General features: G+C 65.5%; 13 protein-coding genes and 1 riboswitch. Of the genes, 8 read left to right on the top strand and 5 right to left on the bottom strand.

Annotated features, from left to right (window positions below):
- Nucleotide 1 precedes the first annotated feature (1 nt).
- From Q6A47_RS00080 to Q6A47_RS00060, 5 genes are all read left to right on the top strand, one after another.
- The gene (locus tag Q6A47_RS00080; RefSeq protein WP_304482485.1) at nucleotides 2-883 is read left to right on the top strand and encodes a LysR substrate-binding domain-containing protein; all 882 of its coding nucleotides are present in this window, start codon (nucleotides 2-4) and stop codon (nucleotides 881-883) included.
- Nucleotides 884-1,076: 193 nt separating this feature from the next.
- Nucleotides 1,077-1,279, top strand: a riboswitch (cobalamin riboswitch).
- 99 nt (nucleotides 1,280-1,378) lie between these two features.
- Entirely contained in the window at nucleotides 1,379-2,443 is a 1,065-nt protein-coding gene (gene cobW / locus Q6A47_RS00075; RefSeq protein ID WP_116888457.1) for a cobalamin biosynthesis protein CobW, read from the top strand.
- Nucleotides 2,444-2,446: 3 nt separating this feature from the next.
- Nucleotides 2,447-6,196, top strand: coding sequence for a cobaltochelatase subunit CobN (gene cobN / locus Q6A47_RS00070; protein ID WP_304482484.1), 3,750 nt, complete (start codon nucleotides 2,447-2,449; stop codon nucleotides 6,194-6,196).
- Between the two features lies 1 nt (nucleotide 6,197).
- A complete protein-coding gene (locus tag Q6A47_RS00065) occupies nucleotides 6,198-7,196 on the top strand; it encodes a magnesium chelatase ATPase subunit I (RefSeq protein WP_304482482.1) in 999 nt (332 codons plus the stop codon).
- Nucleotides 7,197-7,297: 101 nt separating this feature from the next.
- Nucleotides 7,298-7,861, top strand: coding sequence for a vWA domain-containing protein (locus Q6A47_RS00060; protein WP_304482480.1), 564 nt, complete (start codon nucleotides 7,298-7,300; stop codon nucleotides 7,859-7,861).
- A 108-nt stretch (nucleotides 7,862-7,969) separates the two neighbouring features.
- Here the strand turns inward: Q6A47_RS00060 and Q6A47_RS00055 are convergent, their stop codons facing one another.
- On the bottom strand, nucleotides 7,970-8,236 hold the full coding sequence (locus Q6A47_RS00055) for a hypothetical protein (protein ID WP_029613301.1): 267 nt from the start codon (nucleotides 8,234-8,236) through the stop codon (nucleotides 7,970-7,972).
- 334 nt (nucleotides 8,237-8,570) lie between these two features.
- Here Q6A47_RS00055 and Q6A47_RS00050 point away from each other — a divergent pair, with 334 nt between their 5' ends.
- Complete coding sequence (locus tag Q6A47_RS00050) at nucleotides 8,571-9,896, top strand: sigma-54 dependent transcriptional regulator (RefSeq protein WP_039578264.1); 1,326 nt, start codon at nucleotides 8,571-8,573, stop codon at nucleotides 9,894-9,896.
- Nucleotides 9,897-9,922: 26 nt separating this feature from the next.
- Here Q6A47_RS00050 and Q6A47_RS00045 read toward each other — a convergent pair whose 3' ends face one another.
- Nucleotides 9,923-12,127, bottom strand: coding sequence for an LTA synthase family protein (locus tag Q6A47_RS00045; protein WP_304482479.1), 2,205 nt, complete (start codon nucleotides 12,125-12,127; stop codon nucleotides 9,923-9,925).
- Between the two features lie 196 nt (nucleotides 12,128-12,323).
- Here Q6A47_RS00045 and Q6A47_RS00040 point away from each other — a divergent pair, with 196 nt between their 5' ends.
- Nucleotides 12,324-12,770, top strand: coding sequence for a GNAT family N-acetyltransferase (locus Q6A47_RS00040; protein ID WP_304482806.1), 447 nt, complete (start codon nucleotides 12,324-12,326; stop codon nucleotides 12,768-12,770).
- Between the two features lie 311 nt (nucleotides 12,771-13,081).
- On the opposite strand, the gene Q6A47_RS00035 is transcribed toward Q6A47_RS00040, so the two are convergent.
- The 3 genes from Q6A47_RS00035 to Q6A47_RS00025 are packed head-to-tail and all read right to left on the bottom strand — an operon-like array spanning nucleotide 13,082 to nucleotide 15,096.
- Nucleotides 13,082-13,468 (bottom strand): cupin domain-containing protein, encoded by a 387-nt coding sequence (locus Q6A47_RS00035; RefSeq protein WP_029613298.1) that lies wholly within the window; start codon nucleotides 13,466-13,468, stop codon nucleotides 13,082-13,084.
- 30 nt (nucleotides 13,469-13,498) lie between these two features.
- Entirely contained in the window at nucleotides 13,499-14,365 is an 867-nt protein-coding gene (locus Q6A47_RS00030; protein WP_304482478.1) for an AraC family transcriptional regulator, read from the bottom strand.
- The gene (locus Q6A47_RS00025; RefSeq protein WP_304482477.1) at nucleotides 14,362-15,096 is read right to left on the bottom strand and encodes a carbon-nitrogen hydrolase family protein; all 735 of its coding nucleotides are present in this window, start codon (nucleotides 15,094-15,096) and stop codon (nucleotides 14,362-14,364) included. Before Q6A47_RS00025 ends, Q6A47_RS00030 begins: the two co-directional genes overlap by 4 nt.
- Before the next feature lie 187 nt (nucleotides 15,097-15,283).
- Between Q6A47_RS00025 and Q6A47_RS00020 the strand changes: the two genes are divergently transcribed.
- Nucleotides 15,284-16,267: a TauD/TfdA family dioxygenase gene (locus tag Q6A47_RS00020; RefSeq protein ID WP_304482476.1), complete on the top strand. Its 984-nt coding sequence runs from the start codon at nucleotides 15,284-15,286 to the stop codon at nucleotides 16,265-16,267.
- Nucleotides 16,268-16,416 lie beyond the last annotated feature (149 nt).

The raw sequence follows: 16,416 nt of genomic DNA, 5'->3' as shown, positions 1-16,416 counted from the left end.
GATGCACACCAGCGTCAAACCGAATAGAGCGCTGTTCGACCTCGACTTGCTCCGCGCCATCGTCGTGGTGGCCGATTGCGGCAGTTTCACCACCGCCGCTGCTCGCCTGCACTCGACCCAGTCGACCATCAGCCAGAAGGTCCGCCGCCTGGAAGAGATGGTCGGCCATCGCCTGCTGGTGCGCGGTCACCGCGACGTGCTGCCCACCGACGCCGGCCAGACCCTGCTCGGCTACGCCCGGCACATGCTTGCGCTCAACGACCAGATGCTCGAGGCCCTGGCCGGGGCCTCGGTCGGCGTGACCGTGCGCCTGGGTGTACCCGAAGACTTCGTCGGCGGCCGTACCACCCATGCACTGTCAGCCTTCAGCCGCCAGTACCCGCAGGTCAAGCTGGAGGTCACCAGTGGTCTGTGCCGCGACTTGAGCCAGGCCTACGACAACGGCGAACTGGACCTGGTGCTGCTCAAACAACGGCGCAACAGCCGCGAGGGCCTGGCTTGCTGGCCGGAGCCGCTGCAATGGATCGACAGCCTGCAGCTGCCCACCTTCGAGCTGGACCCGGTGCCACTGGTGACGTTCCCGCCGCGCGGCCTGTACCGCGAAGACATGATCCAGGCCATCGAGGGCATGGGCCGCCGCTGGCGCATCAGCTTCACCAGCTCCAGCCTGTCCGGCATCCAGGCGGCAGTCGCCAACGGCATGGGCGTGAGCCTCCTGCCACCGCGCGCAGCCACCGCCGAGCACCGCGTACTGGGCGCAGCGCAGGGGCTGCCGGAGGTGGACAGCTACGAGATCGTCATCGTCCATCGGCCCAGCGCCGACGGTATGGTCAAGGCCCTGGCCGATACGCTCAAGCAGCTTCTGGCCGGGGAAGGGTGGTAGTGGCCGCCTGTCGGCGCGAGACGGTTGACCACCTGCGCCCCACTGCGTAGCCTTGCCGGTTCGAGGTTCTCCGGCCCGACCGGAGCTTGGGTCTGTCTGAAATGTGTCTGCGCGAAGGCCAGACAAGGCGAAACGGGGTGAGAAACGGCCGGGGTCGCGCCCGACTGTACTGGAGTACATGAGCATTTCGAGCCCCGTTTCAACGCCGTATGGGCGAGTGCAGACACATTTCAGGCAGAGCCTAAGACGGGAACGCGGTCCAAGCCGCGGCTGCCCCCGCAACTGTAAGCACTGAACAGGTTCGACACAGCCACTGCACGTGCGGGAAGGCGTCGAACTAACGGCCCGCAGCCGTGCAGTGCAAGCCAGGAGACCTGCCTCGTGACGTTTTCGACCTTCAACCGGGCGGGGTGATCCGGTGGCGAACGTGCCCGGCCGCTCGGCCGAGGCGCTCGTCCCGCATGCCCGCACCATTGCTGCCAAGGGCATTGCCACATGAAAACACTGGCCAAACTTCCGGTCACCATCGTCACCGGCTTCCTCGGCTCGGGCAAGACTACCTTGCTCCGGCACATGCTCGACAACGCCCAAGGCCGGCGCATCGCGGTCATCGTCAACGAATTCGGCGAGCTGGGCATCGACGGCGAGATCCTCAAGCAGTGCAGCATCGGCTGTAGCGAGGAAGAAGCCAACGGCCGCGTCTACGAGCTGGCCAACGGCTGCCTGTGCTGCACGGTGCAGGAAGAGTTCTTCCCGGTGATGCGCGAGTTGGTGGCGCGCCGTGGCGACCTGGACCACATCCTCATCGAGACCAGCGGCCTGGCGCTGCCCAAACCCTTGGTGCAAGCCTTCCAGTGGCCGGAAATCCGCAACGCCTGCACCGTCGATGCAGTGATTACCGTGGTCGACAGCCCGGCCGTGGCTGCCGGCACCTTCGCCGCCTATCCCGAGCAAGTCGATGCCCAGCGCAAACTCGACCCTAATCTGGATCACGAGTCGCCCCTGCACGAGCTGTTCGCCGACCAGTTGGCCAGCGCCGATCTGGTGGTGCTGAACAAAGCCGACCTGATCGACGCCGAGGGCCTGGCCAAGGTCCGTGCCGAGGTGGCCGAAGAACTGCCACCGGCGGTCAAGGTGATCGAGGCCAGCAGCGGTCGTCTGCCGCTGGACGTGCTGCTGGGCCTGGACGCGCAAGCCGAAGCGCACATCGATGCGCGCCGCACCCATCACGATTCGCACCATGACGGCGAAGAGGACGACCACGATCACGACGCCTTCGACTCCATCTCCATCGACCTGCCCGAAGCCGACGAGCGCCTGCTGCTCGACGCGCTGGCGCAGTTGGTGGGCGAGTTCGGCATCTTGCGTGCCAAGGGCTTTGCCGCAATTCCCGGCAAACCGATGCGCCTGCTGATCCAGGGCGTCGGCACGCGCTTCGACAAGCACTTCGACCGTGCCTGGCGCGCCGACGAGCCGCGCATCACCCGGCTGGTGCTGATCGGTCAGGACCTCGATGCCGCCCAGCTCGAAGCGCGCCTGCGCCAGGCCCTGGGCGCCTGATCGATGCACCTGCTGCGGACCCAGCCCGGCGGCTTCGTGCCGGACGACAGCATTGCCGACCTCGGCCAGACCCCCGCCGACCTGGTGATTCTCTGCAGCGGTGATTCGCACCTGGCGCTGCTCGCCGACACCGCCGAGCAGTTGCCGGACGACTTTCCCAGCCTGCGCCTGGCCAATCCCATGCAGGTGCAGAACCATGCCTCGGTGGACCTCTACTTCGATCAGGTGCTGCGCCACGCCAAGGTGATCCTGCTGTCGCTGCACGGCGGCGTCGGCTACTGGCGCTATGGCGTGGAGCAACTGGTCGAACTGGCCGCCAGCGGTGTGCAACTGATTCTCGTACCAGGCGACGACCGACCCGACCCCGAGCTGAGCCGCCTGGGCACGGTGCCCGACGCTCAGGCCGAGCGGCTCTGGCACTTTCTGCGCCAGGGCGGTCGGGCCAATGCCCTGAACCTGTTCAAGTGCCTGGCCAACCTATGGTTGGGCCGCGACTACAGCTGGGACGCGCCGCAGCCGCTGCCGCGTACCAGCGTCTACCATCCCGACAAACCCGCCGCGCAGTTGCAGGACTGGTATGGCCACTGGAAGCCCGAGCAGCCGGTCGCCCCGATCCTGTTCTACCGCTCGCACCTGCAGGCGGCCAATACCGGTTTCATCGACGTGTTCTGCCAGCGCTTGCAAGCCGCCGGGTTGAATCCGTTGCCGATCGCGGTTGCCAGCCTCAAGGAAATGGCGTGCCTGGAGCAGGTCGAAGCCTGGCTCGATGAGGTCGGCGCCGAGGTGGTGATCAACACCACCGGTTTTGCCCTGTCCAGTCCCGAGCGTCCTAATCTGCGACCGCTGCGCCGCGACGTGCCGGTGTTGCAGGCTATCTGCGCCCAGGACAATCAGCCCGGCTGGGAAGCCAGCGAGCAGGGCTTGGGGGCGCGCGACCTGGCGATGCATATCGTGCTGCCGGAGCTCGATGGGCGCATCATCACGCGTCCCGTGAGCTTCAAGGACCTGGCCTGGCGCAGCGAACGCAGCCAGTCCGATGTGGTGTGCTACAAGGCCCACCCCGAGCGCATGGATTTCGTCGCCGAACTGGCGCGGCGCTGGGTCGAGCTGGCGCGCCTGCCCAATGCGCAAAAGCGCGTGGCGCTGGTGCTGGCCAATTACCCCACCCGTGACGGCCGTATCGGCAACGGCGTCGGCCTGGACACGCCAGGCGCGGCCCTGAACATCCTCAAGGCCCTGCAAGCTCAGGGCTATCCGGTGGCCGACCTGCCGTCGAGCGGCACCGCACTGATCCACCGCCTGCTCGGCGGCGTGACCAACGACCTGGACCATCTCGACCAGCGCCCGTGTGCCCAGAGCCTGGTCCTGGACGATTATCTGGCGGCTTTCTCCCGACTGCCCGAAGCCAACCAGCGGGCAGTGCGCGAGCGCTGGGGCGCACCCGAGCAGGACCCCATGTTCCGCAGCGGGCGGATGATGGTGGCAGGACTGCGCCTGGGCCTGACCTTCGTTGGAATCCAGCCGGCGCGCGGCTACCAGGTGGACCCCAGCGCGGTCTACCACGATCCGGACCTGGTGCCCCCGCATGGTTACCTGGCGTTCTATTTCTGGTTGCGCACGGTCTACGCTGCCGATGCGCTGATCCATGTCGGCAAGCATGGCAACCTGGAATGGCTGCCCGGCAAGGGCGTCGGCCTGTCCGCCGAGTGCTGGCCGGATGCACTGCTCGGCCCGTTGCCGAACATCTATCCATTCATCGTCAACGACCCAGGCGAGGGCGCCCAGGCCAAGCGCCGGACCCAGGCGGTGATCATCGATCACTTGATGCCACCGTTGACCCGCGCCGAAACCTACGGGCCTTTGCGCCATTTGGAGCAACTGGCCGACGAATACTATGAAGCGCAGTTGCTCGACCCACGGCGAGCCCGCGAGCTTCAGCGCGACATCGTCGAGTTGGTGAAGGCCAACCACATTGACCGCGACCTGCAGCTCGAAGGTCAACTGGACGATGCTGCGGTGTGGCTGCCGCGCCTGGACACCTACCTGTGCGACCTCAAGGAATCGCAGATTCGCGACGGCCTGCACGTGTTCGGCCAGTCGCCCCAGGGGCGCCTGCGCAGCGACACGCTGCTGGCGTTGCTGCGGGTCGACCGTGGCGACGGTCGCGACGGCAATGCCAGCCTGTTGCGGGCGTTGGCGCGGGCGCTGCAACTGGACTTCGATCCGTTGGATTGCGACCTGGGTCAGGCCTGGGACGGACCACGTCCGGCGCTGCTGCAGGACGTGGTGACGAGTGCCTGGCGCACCCAGGGCGACACCCGCGAGCGTCTGGAGCTGCTTGCCCTGGCGTTGATCGAAACGCGCCAGCGCGCGCCCGATACCCCGAGCTGGCAGGGTGTGCAGGCGGTGCTGCATGCGCTGCACGAGCAGGTCGCACCGAGCCTGGATGCCTGTGGCGATGCCGAGATCGACGGCCTGCTGGCGGCCCTGGCCGGGCGCTTCGTGCCTGCCGGGCCGAGTGGTGCGCCAAGTCGCGGGCGTCTGGACGTGCTGCCCACCGGGCGCAACTTCTATACCGTGGATGTGCGCAACCTGCCCACCACCACGGCCTGGAGGCTGGGCTTCGCCTCGGCCAACCTGATTCTGGAGCGTCACCTGCAAGAGCATGGCGATCACCTGCGCCAGTTGGGCTTGTCGGTGTGGGGGACGGCGACCATGCGCACCGGCGGCGACGATATCGCCCAGGCCATGGCCCTGATGGGCGTGCGGCCGGTTTGGGCCACGGGCAGCCAGCGGGTCGATGACTTCGAGATCCTGCCGCTGAGTGTGCTCGACCGGCCACGGGTGGATGTGACCTTGCGCGTCTCCGGCTTTTTCCGCGATGCCTTCGGCAACCTCATCCGCCTCTTCGACGCAGCGGTGCAAGCGGTGGCGGCACTGGACGAGCCGGACGACCTCAACCCGCTGGCGGCTCGCGTTCGTGCCGAGCGTGAAACCCTATTGGCGCAAGGCATGGCGGCCGAACAGGCGCAGCGCCAGGCCGGCTGGCGGGTGTTCGGTGCCAAACCCGGCGCCTATGGTGCTGGGGTGCAGAACGCCATCGACGGGCGCCTGTGGCAGGCCCGCGCGGACCTCGCCGAGGTCTACCTCAACCATGGCGGCTATGCCTATGGCGGCGCCGACGAGGGGACTCCGGCACGCGCCCAGTTCGCCCAGCGCCTGGGCCAGGTCCAGGCGGTGTTGCAGAACCAGGACAACCATGAGCATGACCTGCTCGACTCCAACGACTACTACCAGTTCCAGGGCGGCATGCTGGCGGCTGCCGAAACCCTGGCGGGGGAGACCGTGGCCAGTTACCACGGCGATCACAGCCAGGTCGATCGACCGCGCATCCGCACCCTGAAAGAAGAGCTGAACCGGGTGATCCGCGCCCGAGCGCTGAACCCCAAGTGGATCGACGGGGTCAAGCGTCATGGCTACAAGGGCGCCTTCGAGTTGGCCGCGACCGTGGACAACCTGTTCGCCTTCGACGCCACCACGCATCTGATCGACGATCACCATTACCAGGCGCTGGCCGATGCCTATGTGCTCGATCCTGGTACCCGCGATTTCATGCGCCAACACAACCCGCATGCCCTGCATGACCTGACCGAACGCCTGCTCGAAGCCCAGCAGCGCGGTTTGTGGCAGGCGCCGGGCGACTACCGCGAAGCCCTCGAGCAGCACTTGCTCGACGGTGAGGAACACGCCTGAGATGAGCGAACCTATGCAGTTTCCGCTGGCCGCCGTGGTCGGCGCCGACGACCTCAAGTTGGCCCTGTGCCTGACGGCCATCGATCCGAAGATCGGCGGTGTGCTGATCGAAGGCCCACGTGGCATGGCCAAGAGCACCTTGGCCCGAGGGCTGGCCGACCTGCTGGGTGACGGCCCTTTCGTGACCCTGCCGCTGGGCGCCACCGAGGAGCGCCTGGTCGGCACCCTCGATCTGGACGCCGCGCTGGGCCAGGGCCAGGCGCGCTTCTCGCCGGGGGTGCTGGCCCACGCCGACGGGGGCGTGCTCTATGTGGACGAGGTCAACCTGTTGCCTGACCCGCTGGTGGACCTGTTGCTCGATGTGGCCGCCAGCGGCACCAACCGCATCGAACGCGACGGCATTTCCCACCGCCATGCGGCGCGCTTCGTGTTGATCGGCACCATGAATCCCGAAGAAGGCGAGCTGCGTCCGCAGTTGCTCGACCGTTTCGGCCTGAACATTGCCCTGGAAGGGGTGCCGGCGCCGGCTGAGCGGCAGCAGATCATCCGCCGCCGCCTGGCCTTCGACAGCGACCCGCAGGCGTTCTGTGCGCAGTGGGCCCAGGCTCAGGCGCAGTTGCGCGACCGCTGCCGCGCGGCGCGCGAGCGTCTGTCCGACATTGCCCTGGACGACCAGACGCTGGCCTGGATCACCGAGCGTTGCTTCGCGGCGGGTGTCGATGGTCTGCGTGCCGACCTGGTCTGGCTGCGTGCCGCGCGTGCCCATGCCGTCTGGCGCGGCGCCGAGGCCATCGCCGAGGAGGACGTGGAGGCGGTGGCCGAATTTGCCCTGCGCCATCGCCGTCGTCAGACCCCGTCGCCAGAGAACGAAACACCGCCTTCGACAGGCAGTTCGGCAGCGCCGGGGCAGGGCGGTCAGGGCGATTGGGGAGCGTTGGCGGCGGAACCGGTGGCGGCCGAGGCGCGGCGTGAGGTGCCGAACTGGGCAAAAAAGCCCTGAGCATCCGCGCCCGCGCCGCTGCGGTCGCGGATGCCAGCCCGCGCAGCGACAAGCGCGTCGGTGCCCACCGTGGGCGCGCCCAGGCGGCTTCGCGCGGCCGTGTGGCGTGGGTGCCGACCTTGCTCAAAGGCAAGCCGCGGCGGCTCGACCAACTGTGTTGGCAGCAGCGCCTTGGGCAGGCGCCGCAGTTGTGGCTGGTGATCGTCGACGCCTCGGCCTCGACGCGCCGTCATCGCGCGTTGGCCCAGGCTAAAGGTTTGCTGGAGAGTTTCTTCGACCAGGCCTACCGCCAGCGTGCGCGTCTGACGCTGCTGACCGCCAGTGGCAAAGCGCCGCGCTGGCAACGCCATGGCCTGAAAGCGTCCGCCGCGTTGCAGCCGTGGCTGCGTGAGCTGGGCGCCGGTGGCGGCACGCCGCTGCTGGCGGCGCTGGAGCAGGCACGACAATGGTTGCAGCGCCGCGCCAAAGCCTATCCGCACGAGGTGCAGCGTTGCCTGGTGCTCACCGATGGCCGTCTGCAGCGCTGGCAAGCCCTCGCGCCCTGGCCATGCCCGTGCGAGTTGGTGGATATCGAGATGACGCCGGTGCGTCTGGGTCGCGCACGACAACTCGCCGCGCAACTAAAAGCGAACTATCAGCATATCGAGCAGTTCAAGCTGTGTTGAACAATTGACCGGCGCGGCAATAAACCGCACCGTTTTAAAGTTGCCAGCCAGGCCATTGAAAGTTGCCCGCCTGACACAGGTCGATGTCAGGCGGGCGGGTAACACGGATTACTTGGGCATCGACCAGGGTTGCAGGTCATAGCCTTTGTGGAACAATTCGGCACGCACTTCCTCGATCAGGTTCACCCATTGCCGGCGGTCGGAATAGATGCGCGAGGACACTTGTTTGCTGCCGATGCGGGTGCTGGTCCGGTCGATCACTGCCAGGCTCAACTCACCAGTACCGTTGGGTGCATCCCAGGCAACGCACTGGAAAGGTTCGAAGGCGTGGTCGGCGATCAGCAGTGCTTCGTTGACACGGAGCGGGGCATTCATGGTTCGGTCTCTCTTTGGTCCCAAACAGCGAAGTGTAAGTCCGCGGTGCGTGAATGTATGAGTGCGTGCAGCGCGGGGTTATGGGTACTGATGCTCCAGGTTGCAGGTGAAGTCACATGACAATGGAAAAATTTTAAACAGCGCCATGTCTGCATCCATGCCGTACGCCGCGTGTGACGACAGTTGTTCAAATAAATTCCCCAGCGCTCTTTTTTGGCGGCCATTGGCAGACCAACGGTAGTGGGCAGCGTCAAGTTCATTGCTACTGTTAATCCGGGCGCCGCAAGTCACTGTTTCTAGTCGGAAAACGGATAATTGGCGCCAAGGATAGGTCATGCCCGAACCCGCCACGCCACGCCGTTTGCTGATCGTCGATCCGTGTGATGAGTGTCATCGTCTGCTTCCTGGCCTCAAAAGCGCCGGTTGGGCGGTGCGCAGTTCTACCCTGGGCGCTGCACTGGAGCATCCCTGCGACATCGGCCTGTTGCGTCTGCAGGCCTCTCACCTGCGTCACCCCGATGCCGTCAAAGACTTGATCAAGCGCAGCAATACCGAATGGATCGCGGTGCTCAGCGCCGAAGAATTGCGTTTGCAGAATGTCGGCGATTTCGTCTGTGAGTGGTTTTTCGACTTCCACACCTTGCCCTTCGACGTGTCGCGCGTGCAGGTGACCTTGGGGCGCGCGTTCGGTATGGCGCGCCTGCGCGGGAAACAGACACTGCCGCTGGAGCAGCCCGAGCATGAACTGCTGGGCGAGAGCCGTCCGGTGCGCGAACTGCGCAAGCTGCTCGGCAAGCTGGCGCCGACCGAGTCACCGGTGCTGATCCGTGGCGAAAGTGGCACCGGCAAGGAACTGGTGGCGCGCACGCTGCACCGCCAGTCGCAGCGACACAACAAACCGTTCATTGCCATCAACTGCGGCGCGATCCCTGAACACCTGATCCAGTCCGAGCTGTTCGGACACGAAAAGGGTGCCTTTACCGGTGCCCATCAGCGCAAGGTCGGGCGGATCGAAGCGGCCAACGGCGGCACCCTGTTTCTCGACGAAATTGGCGACCTGCCTCTGGAGCTGCAAGCCAATCTGCTGCGCTTCCTGCAGGAAAAGCACATCGAACGGGTCGGCGGCAGCCAGCCCATTGCGGTGGATGCGCGGGTGCTGGCAGCCACCCACGTGGACCTGGAGCAGGCGATCGAGCGCGGGCGCTTTCGTGAAGACCTGTACTACCGGCTCAACGTCCTCCAAGTGGTGACCGCCCCGCTGCGCGAGCGGCATGGTGACCTGTCGATGCTGGCTCATCATTTCTCGCATTTCTACAGCCTGGAAACCGGACGACGGCCGCGTTCGTTCAGCGACAACGCGCTGGCGGCCATGGGCCGGCATGAGTGGCCGGGTAATGTGCGTGAGCTGGCCAACCGAGTCAGGCGCGGGTTGGTGCTGGCCGAGGGCCGGCAGATCGAAGCCCACGACCTGGGCCTGCAAGACCTCGACGATGCGCAGGCGCCGCTGGGCACGTTGGAGGACTACAAGCACCGGGCCGAGCGCCAGGCGCTGTGCGATGTGCTCAACCGGCACAGCGACAACATGAGCATCGCCGCGAAGGTGTTAGGGGTTTCGCGGCCCACGTTCTATCGGTTGTTGCACAAGCACCAGATCCGTTAGCCGTCAATAGCGCGCCGCTCGGTCGATCAGCTCGACTGGGCGATGTGCCCATCGTCCTGCAACTCTTCGATCACTTCATCTTCGCTGGGCACGGCGGTGATCACGCTGAAATCGCTGACCTCGACTTCGCCGCCACCATAGCCCAGCAGATGGAAGGAAAACGCCTTGCGCTCGATCGGATTGTCGAAACCGAACTCCAGCTCCATGGGCTGATCGGCAGTCACCAGGATTTCCTCGGGCAGGCCCAGCGGTACGTCCTGTTCCTGCTGTTTGGCCTTGAGCTGGATGTGCGCGCGGTGGTCGGGGTCGAGCGAGCGCACCTTGACCCGCACCCGGGTGTGGGTGCCTTCGGGCATCTCCAGGTATTGCGCGCCGATCAGGTTGTCGGCCCAGTCGTCACGAATGTCCTGATTCAGTGCGATCGCTGCCGGCCCGCCGAACTGATAACGCAGGTTCAGTGGCGTGTGCAGCAGCGATTGATCGAGCACCCCGGCCAGCGCGCCGATCTGTCGGCCCAGCGCGCTTTCGCCACGCCCGAGCGGGCGCGCCTGGTCGGCGATGAAACCGTCGCTGGCGTAGCGTCGGCAGCGTTGCTGGAAATCGCACTCGCTGAAGGTGCCCTGGCCGTCGTGGTAGCGCAGCAGGCCATTGGTGAAGGAGATCATTTCCCGGCCGCTGTCATAGTCACGCAGCAGCGAGCGCCCGGCCAGCGCGGCGGGGATGGGCAGGGCGAAGTAATCGAGCACCGAAGTGGCCAGGTCGACATGACCGTAGGTGCCTTGCTTGAGGCGAGGCAGGGCTTTGTGCTCGGGCGCCAGGGTCAGGTTGAAGCCCCAGGCCGAGGCCAGGCGCACGCCATCGATGCCGTGCGATTCGTCTGAAGTGACGACCACCAGGGTATCTTCGAGCACGCCTTGGCGTTCGAGGTTGTCGAGGAACTGCCCGAGCGCATCGTCCAGATAGGCCACAGCCGCCTGTTTCGGTGTGTCGTAGCGCTCCAGGTAGTCCTGCGGTGCGGAATAGGGCTGATGAGTACCGACCGTCAACAAGGTAAGCATCCACGGCTGGCGCTGTTTGCGCAGTTCACCGACGTAGCTCAGCGCACCGTCGAAGAAGGCGCGGTCATCCTTGCCCCAGGGGAACTCCAGGTAGTTGGCATTGGTGAACCACTCGACACCGTGCACCGCCTCGAAGCCCACGTGCGGCATGATCCGGTCCTTGGCCATGAAGCGCAGTCCGGCGCCTTGCAGGTAATGAGTGGTGAAGCCGGCCTGGCGCAATTGCGCCGGCAGGCAGGCCTGATTGCGCACGTCTTGAGTAAGCAGTTCGACGCCCTTGGGCGTGCCATTGGCGAGCTTGTCGTAGTCGCCGCAGAGCATGGCGTACAGGCCGCGAATGGTTTGATGGGTGTGCAGGACATAGTCCGGCGTGTTCATCCCGCGTTCGGCCCAGCGGCTGAGATTGGGCATCAGCTCGTCGTCGAAACCGCTGTGCAGTGCCTGCCGATTGGCACGCAGGTAGGCGCCGGGAATACCTTCGAGGGTGATCAGCAACAGATTGCGCGCTCGACCGGGGGCGTCCAGCAGCCTGTGCCCGTTCAGGTCGCTCTGGGTCAGGCCGGCGCTGGGCAGTGGCGTCACGCTGAGGTCGTGGCCCAACCAGCCTTGGGCCTTGAGCTGCAGGTCGGCGCCAGCGGTGCTGAGCAACTGGTGGGAGAGGCTGTATTGACGCCAAGGGTCGGCGTCCGAGGGCAGCAGGTGCTCGCTGCCCCAGTGGGCGGCGAACAGCACCATTGGCGCCACCCAGGCGGCGTGGGGCAGCGCCGGACGGGGCTGGCGTCGCAGCCGCCAGTGCACGAGCAGCCAGCCAAGGATGCCGGCGCCCAAGGTCCAGGGTAGCCAGGGGTGGGCGAGGGCGCCCGAGGTGGAGTTCTCCATGAACTGCGGGTCGAACAGGTAGGTCAGGTCGCCGCTGTCGGGCAGGCGGCCAACGGCGTTGACCAGTTCTGCCGAGGCCACCAGCAATCCAGCCCAGGCCAGCAGCAGCGGCAGCGCCAGCCACCAGGGGCTGCGTTGCAGGAGCAGCAGCAACAGGCTGCCGAGCGCCAGATCGGAAAGGTAGCCCTGCGGGGCGGACCAGCCCAGGCAGGCGCGGATGGCCAGAGGTAGACCCACCACCAGCAATGCCAGGGCGGCAAGGCGTGCGTGGGGGTGGCCGAGAATCTTGTTCACGAAGCGGGGTTCCTTGCCATGAAGACGTCACAAAAATGTGCTGCATCATACCAGCGCGTCGGGCTCGAAGCCGGCAGTGACAAGGATGGTTACCATTGCGCCACAGGCCCACGGTGATCTTGCACAGCACACCGGCTCGGCTTTCAAGGCGCTTTCTGCTATCAATGGCGATCCATCGTTTTCACGGACGACGACCCTGCACATTCGCGCGCTTCTTCCCTCCGACCTGCCCGACGCCAGTGCCGTGTGCCTGGCTGCATTCACCCAGGCCGTCGCCCCTGCGCTGTCGGCGCAAGGCGTGGACACCTTCGCCAAACTGGTCACCGAGCAGGCGCTGGCCGAACGCATGCACGGCGACAACCTGCTGCTGGTGTGCCTCTCGGACGCGACCATCAATGGCGTGGTGGAGCTCAAGGAAGGCCGCCATGTGGCACTGCTGTTCGTCGAGCCAGGCTGCCAGCGTCAAGGCATTGGCCAGCGTTTGATGAGCGCGGCGCTGGCTCACGCGCGCGTTGAGACCGTCACGGTGAATGCCTCACTGCCCTCGGTGCCGGCTTATCGACGTTTCGGCTTCGTGCAGGCCGAGGAGATCGGTGAGCATCTGGGGTTGGTCTATCAGCCTATGGTCAAGTCGTTGTCGTAGGGCTGGGCTAAATGTGGCTTGCTGAAACGGCTGACGTGAAAGGCCGAAGTTGCTTGCCGATTGAGGACGGAGTGGATCGGTAGGGTGCGTGGTGCGATTGCTACACACCCTTGTATTGGCTAGGTTTGAACTTAGGCCTGTTATCCGTCATGGCGGTGGGAATAGGGGGCGCACTGATGGCGAGGCGGCGCAGGTTCGCCAAGCAAGGGTAAGTGCACTTCCCGCGTGAACTCGCCTCCGTGCTCGCCCGGCATCGCGGTTGGCAACCGTAACGGTGCTACCGCTCACCGCTACAGTTGCGAAACATCCCCTCAGATCCACACGTCATTCAACGCCGTGCGCTCACCGCCTTCCTGGCCGGTATTCAATACACCCTGCGGCTCGATCATCATCAGCTTGGCCTCGCCTTCAGCCGCCGTTCGGTGCTTCACGCCTTTGGGCACCACATAGAGCTCACCGGCGGCGACGTGCACTGACCGCTCTGGCAGGTCGATGCGCAGGATGCCTTCGAGCACGATGAAGGCTTCGTCGGTTTCGGGGTGCGAATGCCAGATGAATTCGCCTTCGATGCGCACGACCTTGAACTGGTAATCGTTCATCTGCGCCACGACCCTGGGACTCCACTGTTGGTCGATCAGGTCGATTTTCTGCAACAGGTTCACCGGTTGCGTGGCGTATGGATTCTGCGAAGGGGACATGAGCGTTCCTCATTGAATGGAGCGCTCAGCCTAGAGTGGGGAGATCGGTCGTTTCTTGTACGATCCTGCAACGTGGTGGCTCGCATGCAGCCGCTCCAGCCAGCGCATCGGCGGCACCCCATAACAACGGGTGAAATGCCGGGTCATGTGGCTCTGGTCATGGAAGCCGGCGGCCAGGGCGGCATCGACCAAGCTGAACCCATCGAGGATCAGGCGCCGGGCGTTGTCCAGTCGGCGCAGGGTGACGAAGCGGTAGGGGCTGGTGCCGTAGAGCGTGCGAAAGTCCCGCGACAGGCTCCAGCGCTCGCGCCCGCTGGCCTGTTCGAGCATGTCCAAGGTGATGCCCTGGTGCAGGTGTTCGAGGATGAACGCCCGGGCGCGCTCGGCCGACACAAAGTCCAGGCGCTTGCGACCGCGCGGTTTGCCGGCCACGGCGCGCATGGCCATGGCCAGGTCGTACAGCGCATCCTGTTCCTCCAGCGCGTCGAGCGGATGGTCCAGTGCCTGCACGAAGGTTTCGCTGGCCCGGTAGAGACGCGGATCCTCCGACAGCCCGGCGCCAATGAAAGGCAACGGCTCGCCACCGAGCACGTTCTGGATCAGTGCCGGATCGATGTAGGCCATGCGATAGCGAAAACCGGCCTCGGTACCGGCCATGCCGTCATGCACCTCGTCCGGGTGCAGCACCAAGGTGTTGCCAGGCAGGCCGTGGCGCAGCGAACCCTTGTAGTGGAAGCTCTGCACACCGGCCAGGGTGCGGCCGATGGAATAGGTGTCGTGGCGGTGCGGGTCGTAGCCATGACTGCCGAACCACGCCTCGATTCGCTCGACGCTGCCGGGTTGAGCCGTGCGAATCACCCAGTCGGCGACGGGAGGCTGGGGGCGCTGACGACTCATGCACACAGTCCCACGATATCCCCTGTCCCAGCCCGCGAGTCGTAGATCACCAGCGCCTCTTCCTCCCCGTCGGCCTGGACAATCAGTTCCCCGCTGGCATCCCACGCCGCCGAGCCACCGGCACCGACGTAGTCGGCCGTCGCGCCCACGCAGTTGGCCATGACCACCGCCATGCCGAATGTGCGGGCGATCTCGGGGTAGTGGCTGTAGGCGGCAGCGACACCGCGTGACGACTTGGCCACGCTGGTGAAATACAGCGTCGCACCGGCCGCGGCGGCCTGCTGCGCGTGGCACGACTGCAGCGATTCGTAGCAGATGGCAGGCGCCAGCACCTGGTCGGCGCAGGCATAGGTGCGCAGCCCATGACCTGGCGTAAACACGCTCCGTTCGTCTTCGTGCAGGTGCTGTTTGGCGTACGTGGTACGCGGCCTGTGCGGCTGGAACACGAACAGCGCGATCGCCACACTATGGGCCACGCGCAGAGGCGCGCTGGTGGCAATCAGCAGGCCGAATCGATCGCTCAATGACTGGAACACGTCCAGTCGAGCGTCGTCTGTCTCGATGGCCAGACGCGCGGCGAGCGCGGGCTGGTAGCCGGTCAGTGACAGTTCCGGGAAGAACACCGCCTGCACCTGCGCGTCGGCCGCCTGGCGGATCGCCGCGACCTGCCGGGCGATGTTGTGGCCGATCAGGCCGCAGGCGGAGGCGATTTGTGCGGCAGCGATTTTCATGGTCACGGCTCTGCAACAGAGGGAACACGCATCTTATACGCTCCCCAGTCAGTCGCCCCAGGACAGCCAAGGCCGGGAGCACGACTAATTTGCTCCGGGTGCGATCCGTCTCCTACAGCAATACCGATCCGCGGGCCCTGGCGACCTGCGCGAACCTGCCATGAAAGTGTGTACAAGGAGGCCCGTCATGGGTGTTGCCGTGGGATTCAACGTGCGTCCGTTGCTGCCGGCGCAGGGGCGTTTGCCGCTGCTGGTCGAAGCGACCGAGGAGGGCGTCGGGCTGCTGGAGGTGTTCGATGAACTCAAGGCGCTGGTGGACGAGCACCTGCTGCGCGATGGCGGCGTGCTGTTCCGCGGTTTCCAGCTCGACGGCGCCGAAGCGTTCCGCCAGTTCGCCGCGCGCTTCGGCCATCCGCTGCTCAACTACGAGTTCGGCTCCACGCCGCGCACCAACGTGACCCAGGGCGTGTACACCTCCACCGAGTACCCGGCGCACCAGAGCATCCCGCTGCACAACGAGCAGGCCTACTCGCGCGACTGGCCGATGAAGATCTGGTTCTACAGCATGATCGCCGCACGCTCCGGCGGCGAAACGCCGATCGCCGACAGCCGTGAAGTCTACCGCCGCGTGCCGGCGCACATCCGCGAGCGTTTCGTCAGCAAGGGGCTGATGTACGTGCGCAACTTCGGCAACGGCCTGGACGTGTCCTGGGAGCAGGTGTTCAACACCGAGGACCAGGACGAGGTCGAGGCCTACTGCCGCGCCCACGGCATCACCTGCGAATGGAAAGACGACGGTGAACTGCGCACCCGCCAGGTGTGCCAGGCGGTGGCGCGCCACCCCACCACCGGCGACATGGTCTGGTTCAACCAGGCGCACCTGTTCCACATTTCCAACTTGCCGCCAGAGGTGCGCGAAAGCCTGCTGGACATCGTCGATGAAGAGGACCTGCCGCGTAACGTCTACTACGGTGACGGCACGCCCATCGAAGATGAGGTGCTCGAGCAGATTCGCGCCGTGCTGGACGACTGCATGATCAGTTTCCCCTGGCAGGAAGGCGACGTGATGATGCTCGACAACATGCTCGCTGCCCACGCTCGTTCGCCGTTCGAAGGCAGCCGCAAAGTGATCGTGGCCATGGCCGAGGGCCATTCGGCCGACCTGGCCTGAAGCCTGCAATGCCCCTTCGCCCGAGCACTGCGTCTCGGGCGAAGTCATGTCTGCGCCGGTGTCGCGCAGCCTCGCAAACACGGGTCATTGCTCGCTAAATCAGGCCCAGGGCCATTCGTTCTTGTTGATGCGAGCGGACCTTCCGCTCG

The sequence above is a fragment of the Pseudomonas boreofloridensis genome (genome assembly GCF_030580795.1).
GTDB lineage: Bacteria > Pseudomonadota > Gammaproteobacteria > Pseudomonadales > Pseudomonadaceae > Aquipseudomonas > Aquipseudomonas boreofloridensis.
The sequence above is the reverse complement of the archived record's forward strand: the minus strand, read 5'-3'. Positions and strand labels throughout refer to the sequence as shown.